17 protein-coding genes and 1 tRNA gene are annotated in these 13538 nt (G+C 61.0%); 9 read left to right on the forward strand and 9 right to left on the reverse strand.

All coding sequences use genetic code 11. From position 1 onward, the window contains the following. Positions 1-267: 267 nt before the first annotated feature. The 4 genes from EC845_RS12510 to EC845_RS12525 are packed head-to-tail and all read right to left on the reverse strand — an operon-like array spanning position 268 to position 1863. A complete protein-coding gene (locus EC845_RS12510) occupies positions 268-1005 on the reverse strand; it encodes a Rha family transcriptional regulator (RefSeq protein ID WP_199739791.1) in 738 nt (245 codons plus the stop codon). Next, entirely contained in the window at positions 1002-1328 is a 327-nt protein-coding gene (locus EC845_RS12515) for a hypothetical protein (protein ID WP_123298417.1), read from the reverse strand. Before EC845_RS12515 ends, EC845_RS12510 begins: the two co-directional genes overlap by 4 nt. Beyond that, entirely contained in the window at positions 1325-1597 is a 273-nt protein-coding gene (locus EC845_RS12520; protein ID WP_123298418.1) for a hypothetical protein, read from the reverse strand. The genes EC845_RS12515 and EC845_RS12520 overlap by 4 nt, the downstream gene beginning before the upstream one ends. Then, on the reverse strand, positions 1594-1863 hold the full coding sequence (locus tag EC845_RS12525; RefSeq protein WP_123298419.1) for an AlpA family transcriptional regulator: 270 nt from the start codon (positions 1861-1863) through the stop codon (positions 1594-1596). Before EC845_RS12525 ends, EC845_RS12520 begins: the two co-directional genes overlap by 4 nt. 185 nt (positions 1864-2048) lie before the next feature. On the opposite strand from EC845_RS12525, the gene EC845_RS12530 reads away from it, so the two are divergent. Next, entirely contained in the window at positions 2049-2693 is a 645-nt protein-coding gene (locus tag EC845_RS12530) for a hypothetical protein (RefSeq protein ID WP_148077306.1), read from the forward strand. Positions 2694-2760: 67 nt separating this feature from the next. Here EC845_RS12530 and EC845_RS12535 read toward each other — a convergent pair whose 3' ends face one another. The 3 genes from EC845_RS12535 to EC845_RS12545 all read right to left on the reverse strand — a co-directional run bounded on the left by EC845_RS12535 (position 2761) and on the right by EC845_RS12545 (position 4719). Continuing rightward, positions 2761-3999 carry an integrase arm-type DNA-binding domain-containing protein gene (locus EC845_RS12535; RefSeq protein ID WP_123298421.1) on the reverse strand — a complete coding sequence of 413 codons (1239 nt, stop codon included), beginning with the start codon at positions 3997-3999 and terminating at the stop codon, positions 2761-2763. 176 nt (positions 4000-4175) lie between these two features. Then, positions 4176-4252: transfer RNA gene (locus EC845_RS12540), tRNA-Arg, on the reverse strand. A 113-nt stretch (positions 4253-4365) separates the two neighbouring features. Then, the gene (locus EC845_RS12545) at positions 4366-4719 is read right to left on the reverse strand and encodes an Arc family DNA-binding protein (protein ID WP_123298422.1); all 354 of its coding nucleotides are present in this window, start codon (positions 4717-4719) and stop codon (positions 4366-4368) included. 422 nt (positions 4720-5141) lie between these two features. On the opposite strand from EC845_RS12545, the gene EC845_RS12550 reads away from it, so the two are divergent. Then, positions 5142-5645 (forward strand): hypothetical protein, encoded by a 504-nt coding sequence (locus tag EC845_RS12550; RefSeq protein WP_148077307.1) that lies wholly within the window; start codon positions 5142-5144, stop codon positions 5643-5645. A 170-nt stretch (positions 5646-5815) separates the two neighbouring features. Here EC845_RS12550 and EC845_RS12555 read toward each other — a convergent pair whose 3' ends face one another. Then, complete coding sequence (locus EC845_RS12555) at positions 5816-6751, reverse strand: LysR family transcriptional regulator (protein ID WP_123298485.1); 936 nt, start codon at positions 6749-6751, stop codon at positions 5816-5818. Positions 6752-6874: 123 nt separating this feature from the next. On the opposite strand from EC845_RS12555, the gene EC845_RS12560 reads away from it, so the two are divergent. The 5 genes from EC845_RS12560 to aroE are packed head-to-tail and all read left to right on the forward strand — an operon-like array spanning position 6875 to position 10849. Continuing rightward, positions 6875-7801: a ketopantoate reductase family protein gene (locus EC845_RS12560; protein ID WP_123298424.1), complete on the forward strand. Its 927-nt coding sequence runs from the start codon at positions 6875-6877 to the stop codon at positions 7799-7801. A gap of 53 nt (positions 7802-7854) precedes the next feature. Beyond that, a complete protein-coding gene (locus EC845_RS12565) occupies positions 7855-8241 on the forward strand; it encodes a VOC family protein (protein WP_123298425.1) in 387 nt (128 codons plus the stop codon). Positions 8242-8287: 46 nt separating this feature from the next. After that, positions 8288-8758, forward strand: a complete 471-nt coding sequence (locus EC845_RS12570) for a MaoC family dehydratase (RefSeq protein WP_123298426.1) — start codon at positions 8288-8290, stop codon at positions 8756-8758. A gap of 16 nt (positions 8759-8774) precedes the next feature. Next, a complete protein-coding gene (locus tag EC845_RS12575; RefSeq protein ID WP_123298427.1) occupies positions 8775-10013 on the forward strand; it encodes a CaiB/BaiF CoA-transferase family protein in 1239 nt (412 codons plus the stop codon). Positions 10014-10027: 14 nt separating this feature from the next. Further along, a complete protein-coding gene (gene aroE / locus EC845_RS12580) occupies positions 10028-10849 on the forward strand; it encodes a shikimate dehydrogenase (RefSeq protein WP_123298428.1) in 822 nt (273 codons plus the stop codon). Between the two features lie 265 nt (positions 10850-11114). On the opposite strand, the gene EC845_RS12585 is transcribed toward aroE, so the two are convergent. Further along, entirely contained in the window at positions 11115-11900 is a 786-nt protein-coding gene (locus EC845_RS12585) for an IclR family transcriptional regulator (RefSeq protein ID WP_123298429.1), read from the reverse strand. Positions 11901-12182: 282 nt separating this feature from the next. Between EC845_RS12585 and EC845_RS12590 the strand changes: the two genes are divergently transcribed. Next, positions 12183-12851 carry an amino acid ABC transporter permease gene (locus tag EC845_RS12590; protein ID WP_123298430.1) on the forward strand — a complete coding sequence of 223 codons (669 nt, stop codon included), beginning with the start codon at positions 12183-12185 and terminating at the stop codon, positions 12849-12851. 16 nt (positions 12852-12867) lie between these two features. After that, positions 12868-13515, forward strand: coding sequence for an amino acid ABC transporter permease (locus tag EC845_RS12595; protein ID WP_370451306.1), 648 nt, complete (start codon positions 12868-12870; stop codon positions 13513-13515). The last annotated feature ends 23 nt before the right edge of the window (positions 13516-13538 follow it).

A 13538-nucleotide genomic window follows, 5' to 3' on the forward strand; every position in this document is an offset into this window, starting at 1 on the left:
CTTTCTCTGTGCCACACCCTTCGTAGCCCCCTCCAAGGCCCTTTACCGTCCCAAGGGATGGGCCCGGGACACACCAGGGACTCGGTTCGGCTTTTGCGCAGGACGGCCTGCAGGCGAGGGTCGGGCTCCAGCTCGAAACCCAGACGGAACCGGGTCGGTTTCTGTGGGTCATGCCCGCCATGCGGGCGACCCGCTCCGCCAGGGTGCTGGTGCTGGTGCTGGTGCTGGTGCTGGTGCTGGTGCTGGTGCTGGTGCTGGTGCTGGTCATCATGCGCCCCTCGACTCGTCCGCAAAGAGCTCATCGAGATCAATACCGTAGACCTCGCCCCACGCATCCGCGGGCCAGGCTCGGACCTCACCATAGCGGGCGTCCGGGACCGACTCCGCATCGATGGCATGGGCATCACACCATTTCTTGAGCGGCCGCCAGCCCTGCGCCCCGAAGCGCTGGCCTGAGGCTTTCTCGACGGCCAGGATGGTGGCGTGCCGGGCGCTGAAGCCGAGGCGGTCTTTCAGCCTGCTGGCCTGCCTAACCGCCGTTGATGCGGTGGCCATGGCCGTTGCCTCGCGGCGGCTGCCAATCTCGGCCTTGGTGGCGATGGCCACGTCGCGCTGCTGCTCGGCCTGCGCGGCACGCTCAGCCATGTCAGCGGCTAGGCGCAGAGCTTCTGGCAATGTCTGGGGCACCCTTGGCTGATCGACCATGCGCTCAAGCTCTTGCCAGCGGTCAATGATCCTGGCGCGCAGCACGACGCTGTAGCCCGACACAAGAATCAGAGTCTCTCGCTTCGGCAGCCGGAAGATGGGATAGCTCTGGCCGTTCTGCCCGTTGGCGTGGGTGTCCTGAAAATTCAGGAGACCCCCTTCGGAGTGAAGTTCAACCAGCATCTTGCGGATGTCGGCAATCACGTTGTCGTGTCGCTTACCGGTCAGCTCCGCGATCTCGCGGCTGCTCATGGTCAATGGGTCGACAGCTATGTCGGTGATCTGGAGCGCCATCATCATGCCGCCCTCCGTTCTGCCCACTTGCGCACCACGGCGCGGTCGGGCTCGGTCAGCGTATAGACGCCGGGCCTGCAGGTGCGGCCATCTCGGTCCTCGACCTTGAGGCGTAGGCATGGGATCTCCAGGCCGCAGCGGCGTAGGTCCGAGATGATGTCGGGGCCATTGGCGACGCCCGCGATGGCATCAAGGGAGTTACGGGTGACGGGGCCGCGCATCAACGCCTCGAGCGCGCGCTGGTGGCGGGGGTTTGCAGTCACCGTAGAATTACCGTTGTTCGTGACGGCGCTCAGTTCTGCTTTGGTGGGGCTGGGCGCTTTTTTCATGCAACGGCCCTCCGGCATGCGCGAAACAGACGCTCGCGGGCATTGCGCTCCATGCGTCTGGCAGCCAGCAGAGCCTGATAGGACGACTGGGTCTCGTCCATCATCATCTCCCACGCGCCATCGCCGCGTTCGACGCGCTCGATGCCATGGGCCTCTTTCCAGTCGCTGTAGGCGAAAGCCAGGGCATCCTCGGCTGCTTTGCGGCCTCCGGAGGCCTGCTGGTATTCGATGGCCTTGAGGCCGATCTCGGAGAGATGGATGAGGGTCATGCGGCCACCCCCTTCTGCTGGCGGGCCTTCCACGCGGAAGGGTCAGCCATCCAGGTCTGAATCTCCGATAGACGCCAACGCGTGCAGCCGCTGGTGATCTTGACGGGCTTTGGGAATTCACCGCGTGCTGCGAGCTTCCAGGGATAGCTGCGGGTCACGCCGACGAGATGGGCCGCTTCAATGTCGGTAATGAAGCGATCTGTGGAGGAGGTGCCTTGGTGGGCCATGGTCAGATGCCCTGGGTGTTCCAGGGAATTGATGTACATGGCTAAGGAATGCTAGGGAGAGATTTTTGGGCAATTCCTCGCCCACTACCGCAAAATCGACCAATATTGATACATTTAAATTGTTATGAAAGTGTTTTATATTTCAAATGGCTATTTGAGTTCTTTGATCGCATGAGACTCACTGATACAAGTCATATCATTTCGAGCAACATCAGGGGGGGCACATGGCAAAAAAAACACGTTCAACCACAGCGACCGCAGGTGCGGTAGTGCTCTCTCTTTTCTTTGGGGGTGTGGTTTTGGCCTTCTATCCAGGCTGGAGCGCAGTTGGGCGATGGTTCGGCCATGACTCTGCGGCCGCTTGGGTTCAGGCGGTCGGATCGGTAGTGGCCATCATTGCTGCGGCGGGAGTCGCGGTGTACCAAGTCGATCATGCAAGGCGCCTAGAGGAGGATCGGCGCAAGACTGGAGAGATACAGCGTCTGAGTGTGGTGGTCGCGCTCATGGCACGAAGCTATGGCCTGGCAAAGGATGTTGTTACTGCGTTTCGTGATCCGAGTGACTATCACTTTAGCGTGATCGATACACCTCTAATGCGCGACACGGTTGAGACGCTGCGAGCGCTCCCGCTCTTTGAAATTCCGGGGGGTATGGCGGCGATTGATATTCGCTCCACTGCTCGCTACCTAGACATGCTTGCCGACAACTGGGAATCAATGGTCGCGGAGGTCCAGGCAAGTGGCGCGCCTCCATCTGAACAAAGCGCTGGTGACATGGTGTCCTTCTGCGAAGAGTTGATGGTCATCAACGATGAGGCGATGAAGGAGTGCAAAGCGGCCATTTCCGCGCGAGGTGGAAAGTGGATTTAAAAAAGCATCGGTCCACCCTAGTAGAGCGGCGACCGTTTAGGAGCAGCTTGATCGAACAAGCAGAGGCCTATGCTCTTAGCGGGATCACCTCAGCGCCATCTCGTAAACGGTCCAAGTACGTCGCCCAGGTCGCCATGATCTGCCGGCGCTGGGTCATATATTCTGCACGGTCGTAGGCCGCACCCAGCGGGCCGCTCTTCCCGTGGGCCAGTTGCGCCTCGATGACTTCGGGATCAATTCCAGGCAGATGCTCGACCATCAATGTCCTAGCCATGGCTCGGAAGCCATGCGCGGTCATTTCGTCCCCGGTGAAGTCCAGCCGGCGCAGCGCGGCATTCACGGTGTTCTCGCTCATGGGCCTAGATGCAGTCCGCAGACTGGAGAACACGTATTGGCCATGGCCGGTCAGTGGCCACAGTTCTTGCAGGATCTCCACTGCCTGCGGGGCAAGTGGGACGAAGTGCGGGCGGCCGTTGAGTTTGCCGTGCTTGGTTCGCTTCATGGACGCGGCAGGAATAGTCAGCATCGCATGGTCAAAGTCCACCCACGCCCATTCCATCTGCCGGATATTGCCCGGGCGCTGGAAGAGCAAGGCGGATAGCTTAAGCGCCGCGGCCGTGGTCGGTTGCCCGGTGTAACTGTCGAATGCCCGCAATAGCTCGCTTACTCTGGCTGGCTCCAGGATAGCGGCCATGTGCTTGACCACGACCGGCTCAAGCGCACCACGCAGGTCGGCGCTTGGGTCACGTTCACAGCGTCCGGTCTGGATGCCATACCGGAAGACCTTGCCGGCCTGCTGCAGCAGCGTGTGGGCCGTGTCACGGGCACCTCGCTTCTCGACCTTGCGAAGAACCGCGAGCAGAAACGGCGCGGTGATCTGCGGGAGCAGCATCCGGCCGATTTGCGGGAAGAGGTCTTTCGCCATGATTCGCAACCATTTTTCGGCGTACCTCTCACTCCACCCATCTTTCTTCACTTCGAAGAACTCGCGGGCCACGGCCTCAAAGCTATTTTCAGAGGAAGCAGCGAGCGCAACTTTCTGCGCCTTCTTGACAAGGCCTGGGTCCATATCCTGCGCCAGCAGTTGCCGGGCATCCTCCCGCCGCTTGCGCGCCTGGGCAAGGGAGACCTCAGGATAGACGCCCAGCGACAAGGTCTTGCGCTTTTCGGCATAGCGATAGTCCAGCCGCCAGTACTTGCTCTGGGGCTTAACGAGGAGGTAGAGGCCTCCCCCGTCAGCGTGCTTGTCGCCAGTTGCCTTGCCGGTGGACTTCACCTGGCGCACGAATGTGTCTGTGAGGGGCATACCGTCTATTTTGACGGTATCTGGTCCAACACCCTACCGAAGTACCGACAAAAATACCGTCAATCTGACGGTACTGGCACGACATGCCAGGGAACGGTTGGAGACATGAAAAAACCCGCCATGCCAGGAAACATGCGGGCTTTGGGGCAGCCTTGTCGCTGCTCGGAACTGTAATTTGGCCTGCCCGGAGGGGTTCGAACCCCCGACCCACAGCTTAGAAGGCTGTTGCTCTATCCAACTGAGCTACGGGCAGTTTGTGACCAGCCCGTCATTATGCCGTCTTTGCGGCGGTTCAATGCCGCAGTCGCTTGGCACTGGGCGTCTGTACTGCTGTCTTTCCTAGGCCATTCGCCAGATGACCCCACGCTACCTGGGACCGCCCACTCGCTTGTTTCCGATTGCAGATTTCGGTGAGTTTTCCACCTGACGAACGGGGACTTCCTTCTCGCTCTCCATCAAGCGCAACACACCGACGAGTTGCTGGATTTCCTCTGCGTTCTCCAGCAGCTTCTGGTGCACCTCCTGCGGTGATCCGAATTCTTCCAAACGTTCGCCACGCATGCGAGAACGGCCTGCGCGTGGCTGAGTTTTGAAAGAATCCTGCAACCTCCTCACGATTTCGGCGTTCATGGATCGGCCTGACTCACTCGCGGCGGCTTCCACCCATTCTTTGAGTTCGGGTGGGAAGCGCAGCTTGTATTGCGGATCGGTCTGTTTCATTTAATCCCGAAGATTGACCAAAAAGTGTTGCTCGTGACGGACCTATGAGGTACATTGCAGAAATGGACCAAAAAGGTCCGTTTTATTTGCAAAGGACACCCATGAATCGCGGCTCACAAACCCACTGACAACCGACTATTCGACTCTTCATGCATGTCCGGCATAGGCTAATGGCCGTAGACGGATGTGCAATCACGCCCGGTCGGTTGCGCTCTTTACGAGCCTTAACAAGTCAGAGTCGCTCAGAAAGCGTATCGGTGAGCCAAATCACAAAACGTAACGCCCCGGAGGTTAAGAGCTCCGAGGCGTCGAAAGTCAGAACCATCACATGATGAGAGAACCAACCGAAGGAATTCTATGGCAAGACCTGGCAAAAGTCCCGCCTCTGATAAGGCCATCGTTCATCGCAAGGGGAGGGCGGCATGACACGACTTGATGCCTGTCAGCCGTCGCCTTCGTGCGCTCAACATCTATCCGACGACGACCTGTGCGCCTTGATCGAAGGCGATCTGAATCGACTGACCGGAACGCTCTTTGTGGTCGGCCACTTCTTCGGCGAAGCCACGGAAGACGAATTGCGCCTGGCCCAGGCGGATCTCGTCACGAGGATCGGGCATGCCGCAAAAGTGGCCGATCGGGTGGTCACCTACGCACAGAATGGCTTGAACCTCATGCCCGATGCTGCGCAGGAAGACATCATGCAGGCCGCCGGCATCCTGGCCAGCCTCGATGTGCTGATTGCGACGACCGACCTCGAGGGCCATGCCTCGGATGTCATGCTGAGCAGCACCATCGATGCAGCCCGCGACTGTATCGACCGGGCCATCGCCCGGATGAGTCCGGACAGCATCGAGGGCGTTCGGTATCGTCGGGTGTTCGCGATGGAAACATCGCACGTGACGAGCGCCTCGGCGACTCGAATCTAGCCGTCTTGTCTGGTCTTGTCGTGGCTTGGGTAAGCCGAATAAATTCGGGCCCCTACCATGCGGGCAGTTTCGAGCAGGAGATGGCCGTTGGCCGTTGCGACCTTCCTGTTGCCTCGGCCCCTTTCCCCACCAGCAAGTCGAAAATGCGCTGCAAGGCCGTCGTCGAGGCACTATCGGTCTGCCTGGGCAAACAGATCGGCGATGAGGTGGCGGAGCCAGCGGTTTCCCGCATCCGCGTGGTAACGGGCGTGCCAATGCTGCCGCACGGTGAATCCTTCAACGGGCACCGGGCACGCCAATACCTGCAGGTCGGATTGAGCCGCCAGCGTGCGGCCGATGTGGCCGGGTAGCGTGGCGATCAGATCTGTGGAGTGAACGATCGCTCCCAATCCCGGAAAAGCAGGCAGTTCGAGCATGACCTTGCGTTCGATGCGCTGAGTGGTGAGCGCTGCGTCGAGCAACTGGTGGCCGGTTCCTGTTGCGACGCCGATGTGCAGTTCGGCTTGGTAAGCCGGTAGATCGATGGTGCCCTGGATGCGGGGGTGATTCCGGCAGGCCAGGCAGACCCAGCTCTGGTCGAACAATGCCTGCTGGTAGATGCCGGTCTCAAGCCAGGGGATGTAGCCCAGCGCAAGATCCGCCTCGCCTGAAGCCAGGGCTTGGGCGGTCTTGCCGTCGATGCGCAGGGCTTCGAGCCGGATCGAGGGGGCATCCCGCCTCAGGCGTGCCAGCAATTGCGGCAGCAGGGTCAGGTGGCTGGCGTCGGTGATGCAAAGCCTGAACAAACGCCTGGCGCTGGCAGGATTGAAATCGGGCTCCCACGTCGCCAGCCGACGCAGTGATTCGAGGATCTCGCGGGCAGAGCCGATGAGCGCATCGGCCTGCGGAGTGGGTTGCATGGCCGCACCCGAACGGACGAACAAGGGATCGCCCAGCTTCTTGCGCAACTGCCCGAGCCAGATGCTGACCGTGGGTTGGCTCTGCCCAAGCTTTTCGGCTGCTTGGCTGACATTGCGGGTTTCGTACAGAACATCGAAAAGCTGCAGGAGCTTGACGTCGATGAGGTCGTGACGCCAGAGGCTGGGGTTGCGGTCCAGGGTCGACATGGTCAATGAACTATTGCTAAATTAAATACAACTATTAATACAACCTAATAGACACAATTCTAGGGTCTGTTTATTGTCCTGACAACAGCTAGGAAACCTCTTTGCAGAGGTAGTCAGGAGACCATGAAAATAGGTGTTTTGGGCGCGGGAGCGCTCGGAAGTGTGATCGGCGGAACGTTGGCTCAGGCGGGAGAGGACGTGTGGCTGGTGACGCGTTCTCAGGCCCACGTCGCGGCCGTGCGTGCAGCCGGTCTCCGGTTGATCGGCTCGGAGGGCGAATCGGCGGTCAGCCGCATCCATGCCGCGACGGACAGCAACGAAGTCGGTCCTTGCGACCTCGTCATCGTGCTGGTGAAGTCTTTCGACACCGAGCAGGCACTGCGCAAGTCCGCGGGGCTTTTCGGCCCTGAAACGGTGGTGATGTCTCTGCAGAACGGGCTGGGTCACGAGGATGCGCTGGCGGAGGTCGTGGGACGCCGCAACGTGATTGCGGGCAAGACCTATGTGGGTGGCGTGATGCTGGAGCCGGGGGTCGTGATCGCAGGTGTTCAAGGCAAGGAAACGCTGATCGGCGAATTGGATGGCTCGCTCAGCTTGCGCGTGCAGGCCATTGCCGACGTGTTCAACCGGGCCGGGCTGGTGACGGTGGCTGCGCCCGACATCATGAGCATCATCTGGGACAAGTTGCTGGTCAATGTCGCGACGGGCGCACTGGCGGCCATTACCCGATTGCCCTACGGGCCGCTGTACGACATAGCGGAAATCCACACGGTGGCCGTGCATGCGGTCGCCGAGGCCATCGCCGTGGCAGAAGCCCGCGGCATTTCGTTGTCGATCACCGAACCTGAAGAAGCGTGGCGCAAGGCCGCGGAAGGCCTGCCGCCGAACTTCAAGACCTCCATGCTGCAAAGCCTCGAAAAAGGCTCGGTGACAGAAATCGACTTCATCAACGGAGCGGTGGTCGCCGAGGGGCGCCGGCTGGGAATCGCCACGCCCTACAACGAAACCCTGGTGGCGTGCATCAAGGGGATCGAGGCGAGCCTGCATTGACGCTGTGGGGCGTCCGTCCGGGACGTCCGCCGTAACCCAAGGAGACAGAAAAAATGAGTGAGATCAAAAAAGCCTATCTCGAACACGTCGCGCTGTTCGTCAAGGACATCCATTGGCATATCCGATTTTTCGAGGAGGTGCTGGGCATGGGCCTGCGCGAAGTCGACGGCACCGTTCAAGAGCCTCGTCAGTACTGGACCTTGGGGGGTCTGCAGTTCATCGCCGCAGCGGATTTTGCGGGCCCTGAGGGACGCCTGGCTCATCTTGGCGTCATGTGCGACGACCTCGAGTCCTCGATCGCGGCCGCACACGGTTTTGGTGTGCAGGAACTGCCGCAGGGCCGCAATTGGCTGCTGCTACCCGACGGGCTGGTCGTGGAGTTGATCCAGGCCTCGCCGGGCGCGGTGGAGCAGGCACTGGCCGTCGACGCGCGAGCCTGAATCGCCCCCCTGCAAAGCACTTCATCCATTGAATCAGGAAACCGATATGTCCACCCCTTCACTCCCTGCCGAGCGGTATTGGGACGATGCCGCAGAAGGCGATGTCTGCGTGAGCCCGACCTACCGTGTGACGGAGGCCCGCATCAATGCCTATGCCGAGCTCACCGGCGACTTCACACCGGTTCACGTCGACGAGGCTTACGCACGCACGACGCCGTTCGGCACCCGGGTCGCACATGGCCTGTTTGGCCTGTCGATTGCCGATGGCCTCAAGACACAGAGCGACTACCGCTTCGTGCCGGGCATGTCGCTGGGCTGGACCTGGGACTTCCTCCTGCCGATCAAGATCGACGATGAAGTGCATGTGCGGTTCTCCGTCGCCGGCATGCGGGCTTCCAGAAGCCGGCCGGGCTGGGGCATCGTCATCCTGCCATCCGAGCTGATCAACCAGCATGGCCAGGTGGTCCAGAAGGGCGAGCACCGCCTGATGATTCCGCGCCGGCCCAGCGCCTCTTGAGCGGGAGACCCAAACCATGTCACAACCGCTGCCTCTCAAAGGCATACGCGTCATCGATTACAGCCACTTCCTGGCGGGCCCCTACGTGGGCCGGTGCCTGGCCGCATTGGGCGCCGAGGTGATCAAGGTGGAGCGACCCGGAACGGGAGACGCCGGGCGCCAGCATGCTGCATTCGCCGGCGAAAACCAGGCGTACTCAGGCTACTTCATGCAGCTCAACATGGGCAAGCGTGGCGTGAGCGTGAACACCAAAGACCCTCGTGGAAGGGAGTTTCTGAACCGCCTGGTCGACAGCGCCGATGTCTTCGTGGAGAACTATCGGCCGGGCTCGCTTGACAAGCTGGGACTGGGGTACGGCACGCTGAGCCAGCGCAATCCCCGGCTGGTCTATTGTTCGATTTCCGCTTACGGCCATACGGGTCCCGATGCGCATCGCGCAGGCTTCGGGCTGATTGCCGAAGCCAAGAGCGGCATCATGCAGATGATCGGTACGCCGGGCGATGCACCCCCGTTGATGCGGATTTCTCTGGGCGACATGTACACGGGCATCCATGCCGTGGCTGCCATCAACGCCGCGCTGTTGGGGCGGGTGACGAGCGGGCGGGGTCAGCACATCGACATGGCCTTGTACGACACGCTGTTCTCGATGCATGAGTACGCGGTGCAGTGCTACACCTTCTCGGGAGGCCGGGATGTGCCCGTACAGACCGGACACGACATGCCGACGTCCACGCTCTACGGCGTGTTCCGCGCTGCGGATGGCGATCTGGTGATCGCTGCGCAAGTGGACGAGGCCTGGAAGCGTTTTGCAGCATTGGTCGAAGCCCATGGGGGGCCTCGAGGGTTCGGGAGCGATTCGCGCTTTCACACCTTGTCCGGGCGTAACGAGAACCGGCTGGAGATTCTGGCGGCCGTGAAGCAATGGGTGGCATCGCGCCGTGTCGTCGACGTGCTGGATCTGCTCGACGGCATCGATATTCCCAGTGCCAAGATCCAGCGCATCGACGAGGTCATTGCCGATCCACAGATCCAGGCGCGCGGCATGCTTCAAGTCCAGCAGCACCCGGTACTCGGCGAGATCACCTTTCCCAATCTGCCGTTCCGTTTCTCCGACTGCGACACCACGGTGCAGCAGGTCGCGCCGGATCTTGGGCAGCACAACTCGGAAATCGGCCGGGAAATCGGGTTTTCCGAAGAAGAGATCGCCGCCATGCGGAACGACGGCGTGCTGTTCTCGTCCCGCACCAACGAATGAAGAACAGGAAACCCATGCCTGATCAATATGCCGTCATCGGCAATCCTATCGGTCACACCAAATCGCCCCTCATCCACGGCATGTTCGCGGAGTCCTGTGGACAGGACATTCACTATGCGGCCATCGAAGGGCAACTGGGCAAGTTTGCGCAGCAGGTCGATTCGTTTCGCAGCAGCGGCGGCCGCGGCCTGAACATCACGGCGCCATTCAAGCTCGATGCCTTCGCCTACGCGACGCATCGCTCGGAGGCGGCCACGCTGGCCGGCGCGGTGAATTGCCTGAAATTCGAAGGGTCCGACATCCTGGCCGAGAACTTCGACGGCGTCGGCTTGAGCCGGGACATCACACACAACCTCGGGGTGTCGATGCAGGGCAGGCGAGTGCTGGTGCTCGGGGCGGGCGGCGCGGCGCGGGGCGCTCTGTTGCCCATTCTTCGCCAGCAACCGTCCAGGTTGCTGATCGTGAATCGCGATGTGGCGAAAGCCGAGGCCCTGGTGCAGGCGGTCGGGCACTTGGGGCAGGTCGAGGCCGCAGGCTACGACGTGTTGAGCGGGCTCCATTTCGATGTGGTGATCAACGCGACCTCGGCCAGCCTGACGGGGGGATTGCCGCCGGTCCCCGCCTCGGTGTTTGCACAAGCCGATCTCGCTTACGAGTTGGCCTACGGCAAGGGCCTCACGCCTTTCCTGCAGTTGGCCAGCCAGGCCGGCGTACGGCGGCTCGCGGACGGCGTGGGCATGCTGGCCGAGCAGGCTGCAGAAGCCTTTTTGTGGTGGCGAGGGATCAGGCCCGACACCCGGGCGGTCATCGACAAGCTCACCGTGCCCTTGACGTGACAGGGTCGTCTACAGAGCGAAGGAGACAGGACGATGACCGGTAAGACACACATTTTCGCTCGGAACCTCGATGCCGAATTCCGCGTTCATTGGATTTCCGATCGCCTTGGCTCTGATCGGACAGAACGCGATGGCCATCTGGCGATGTGCACGCGGGTGTCCCCGATCACGGGGTCTCTGTGGGTGCCCTATGTCACGGCATGAGGTGCACAGGCCCCCGCCATCGGGACAGGGAACCCGCATGCAGATCCACCACGCTTGCCGTTCAACTGCGGCCCGCAGCCAGAATGCTGGCGCTCATCGACGACAGCTCCTTGGCCGCCGCCAGGATCGAGGGGGCGAGTGCGGTCATGCGTTCCGGCTGCATGCGTGCAGTGGGACCTGCCACGCTGACTGCGCCGATCGCGATGCCGTCGCTGTTCAGGACGGGTGCCGCAATGGCAGACGTTCCCACCTCATAGGCATCGTTGGCGGTCGCGTAGCCCGAGGTCCGGGCAAAAGCCAGCCTTTCGAGAAACTCCAGGATGCTCTTGGGTGCATTCGGTCCGTACTGCCGTTCGCCCCCAAACCCTTGCCTCGACACGATTTCCAGAGCGCGTTCGTCGGGCAGCGTCGACAGCCAGGCCTGTCCGTTCGAACTGCAGAACAACCGGACTTCTTCTCCAGGATCGGAGGCGGCATCGAATCGCAGTCCCGAACGTGCTCCCTGGGCCTTGGCGATCCAGATCAACCGCTCGTTTTCGACCAGGCTCATGCGGGCGAGTTCACCGGATTGTCGAGCCAGGCGATCGAGCACGGGCTGAATCAACTCCACCACGCCTGTCGAGGTGAAGTAGTGCAAGCCGAGGGTGGCGAGCTTCAGGGTGAGCCGGTACGGCATGAATTCTTCGGCTTGCCGCACGTATCCCGCCGCGACCAGCTCGGCCAGCACCTTGTGAGCGGTGCTGCGCGGAACATCCAGTGCATCGGCGATCGCGTGCAACGGAAGCCCCTCGGCGTTGTGGGCCAGCAGTTCGAGCGTGTTGAGACCTCGGACAAGGTTGTTGCTCATGTTTTTTCTATTTTGAGGTGAGGGAAACGTTGCGGCATGGGAGGCGCCAGGTCGCGCACCGGCGCCCATCTTAGGGCAGCGTCGACATCACGCACCCACTGACGCGCTGTCTGCAAATGGCATCTTAAACCAGGGTAAGCACTTAAAAAATAAAGCCTTTCACGAATTGAAAGCCTTTCACAAAATTTATAAACTGCGGTTCATGCAAGGTGCATGCGCGCTGCACAAGCGGCTGCCGTACTGAGCCGCCATTCAAACCAGAAGAGAGACAAGCCTCGATCTATGACTTATCGATTCGACTTCAGCGTGTTGCTGCCGTACTGGGAAATTTTCCTGAGAGGCTGCGTGATGACTTTGATCCTGGCCACGGTCTCGACGGTCATCGGCTTGCTGCTGGGCCTGCTGACGGTGCTCGCCAAACGATGCCGTTTTCTGGTCTTGCGCAAGCTGGCGACGGTCTATGTCGAAGTGATCCGCAACACACCTTTCCTGGTCCAGGTGCTGTTCATCTTTTTCGGTCTCCCGGAGCTTGGAATCTCTCTGAGCCCACAGACCGCTGCCGTGCTGGCGCTGAGCCTGAATCTGGGTGCTTTCTCGGCCGAGATCATCCGCGGTGGCATCGATGCAATTCCACGGGGACAGGCCGAGGCCGGGGCTGCTCTGGGCCTGTCGCCCCTGCAGACTTTCGGATACGTCATCCTCAAGCCGGCCCTGCGCGTCATCTTTCCAGCGCTCTCCGGGCAGTTTGTGCTGCTGCTGCTGACGACCAGCATCGTGTCCTCGATTTCGGCCGAGGAGCTCACTTCCGCTGCGCAGAGCGTCGACTCGCTGACCTTCCGAAGCTTCGAGGTCTACATCGGCACCACGCTGCTGTATTTCCTGATGTCGATGGTGTTCGCCTTGGCCTTCAAGGCCATCAACCGCGCCTGTTTTTCCTACCCCTCGAAGTAAAGAGCAATTGACCATGATTCGTGACTTCACCTCGGTCGAGTTCTGGCTGATCCTGTCGGGTGCACAGGCGACCCTGATCCTTTCGCTCATCGCTTTCGGTGGAGGCGGGCTGGGTGGCCTGCTGATCGCCCTGGCACGTACCGCACCCCTGCGCTGGCTGCGGGTGACGGCAGCAGGCTTCATCGATTTTTTCCAGGGCACACCCATGCTGATGCAGCTGTTCCTGGTGTTCTACGGATTACCGGTGTTCGGCTTCAAGGTCAATGTATGGGTCGCAGCCGCGATCGGCTTGACCCTGCATGCGGCCGCGTTCCTGGGTGAGATCTGGCGGGGTGGCATTCAGGCCGTGCCCCGGGGCCAGACCGAGGCGGCGGAGGCTTTGGGACTGAACTACTTCTCGCGGCTGCAGTGTGTGGTGCTGCCTCAGGCCATGCGGCTGTCGCTTGCCCCGACCATCGGCTTTCTGGTGCAACTGATCAAGGGCACTTCGCTGGCCGCCATCATCGGTTTCGTCGAGTTGTCCCGCGCCGCACAGATGGTGTCGAGCATCACCTACAAGCCGTTGCTGGCCTACGGCCTGGCCGCCGCCTGCTACTTCGCGATCTGCTTTCCGCTGTCTCGCTACAGCGCCAGGCTCGAAGCCCGATATGCGATCAGAACCTGATTTCCCCGGATTCCCTTTTCACA

This window comes from Comamonas sp. BIGb0124 (genome assembly GCF_003752175.1).
GTDB lineage: Bacteria > Pseudomonadota > Gammaproteobacteria > Burkholderiales > Burkholderiaceae_C > Comamonas_F.

Excerpts from the sequence above, each read along its gene's own strand:
- EC845_RS12570 (WP_123298426.1), top strand. The coding sequence starts at position 8,288 with ATGTCCACCCCTTCACTCCCTGCCGAGCGGTATTGGGACGATGCCGCA.
- EC845_RS12525 (WP_123298419.1), bottom strand. The coding sequence starts at position 1,863 with ATGTACATCAATTCCCTGGAACACCCAGGGCATCTGACCATGGCCCAC.
- EC845_RS12560 (WP_123298424.1), top strand. The coding sequence starts at position 6,875 with ATGAAAATAGGTGTTTTGGGCGCGGGAGCGCTCGGAAGTGTGATCGGC.
- EC845_RS12575 (WP_123298427.1), top strand. The coding sequence starts at position 8,775 with ATGTCACAACCGCTGCCTCTCAAAGGCATACGCGTCATCGATTACAGC.
- EC845_RS12530 (WP_148077306.1), top strand. The coding sequence starts at position 2,049 with ATGGCAAAAAAAACACGTTCAACCACAGCGACCGCAGGTGCGGTAGTG.
- EC845_RS12565 (WP_123298425.1), top strand. The coding sequence starts at position 7,855 with ATGAGTGAGATCAAAAAAGCCTATCTCGAACACGTCGCGCTGTTCGTC.
- EC845_RS12585 (WP_123298429.1), bottom strand. The coding sequence starts at position 11,900 with ATGAGCAACAACCTTGTCCGAGGTCTCAACACGCTCGAACTGCTGGCC.
- EC845_RS12555 (WP_123298485.1), bottom strand. The coding sequence starts at position 6,751 with ATGTCGACCCTGGACCGCAACCCCAGCCTCTGGCGTCACGACCTCATC.
- EC845_RS12535 (WP_123298421.1), bottom strand. The coding sequence starts at position 3,999 with ATGCCCCTCACAGACACATTCGTGCGCCAGGTGAAGTCCACCGGCAAG.
- EC845_RS12590 (WP_123298430.1), top strand. The coding sequence starts at position 12,183 with ATGACTTATCGATTCGACTTCAGCGTGTTGCTGCCGTACTGGGAAATT.
- EC845_RS12510 (WP_199739791.1), bottom strand. The coding sequence starts at position 1,005 with ATGATGATGGCGCTCCAGATCACCGACATAGCTGTCGACCCATTGACC.
- EC845_RS12520 (WP_123298418.1), bottom strand. The coding sequence starts at position 1,597 with ATGACCCTCATCCATCTCTCCGAGATCGGCCTCAAGGCCATCGAATAC.
- EC845_RS12515 (WP_123298417.1), bottom strand. The coding sequence starts at position 1,328 with ATGAAAAAAGCGCCCAGCCCCACCAAAGCAGAACTGAGCGCCGTCACG.
- aroE (WP_123298428.1), top strand. The coding sequence starts at position 10,028 with ATGCCTGATCAATATGCCGTCATCGGCAATCCTATCGGTCACACCAAA.
- EC845_RS12550 (WP_148077307.1), top strand. The coding sequence starts at position 5,142 with ATGACACGACTTGATGCCTGTCAGCCGTCGCCTTCGTGCGCTCAACAT.
- EC845_RS12545 (WP_123298422.1), bottom strand. The coding sequence starts at position 4,719 with ATGAAACAGACCGATCCGCAATACAAGCTGCGCTTCCCACCCGAACTC.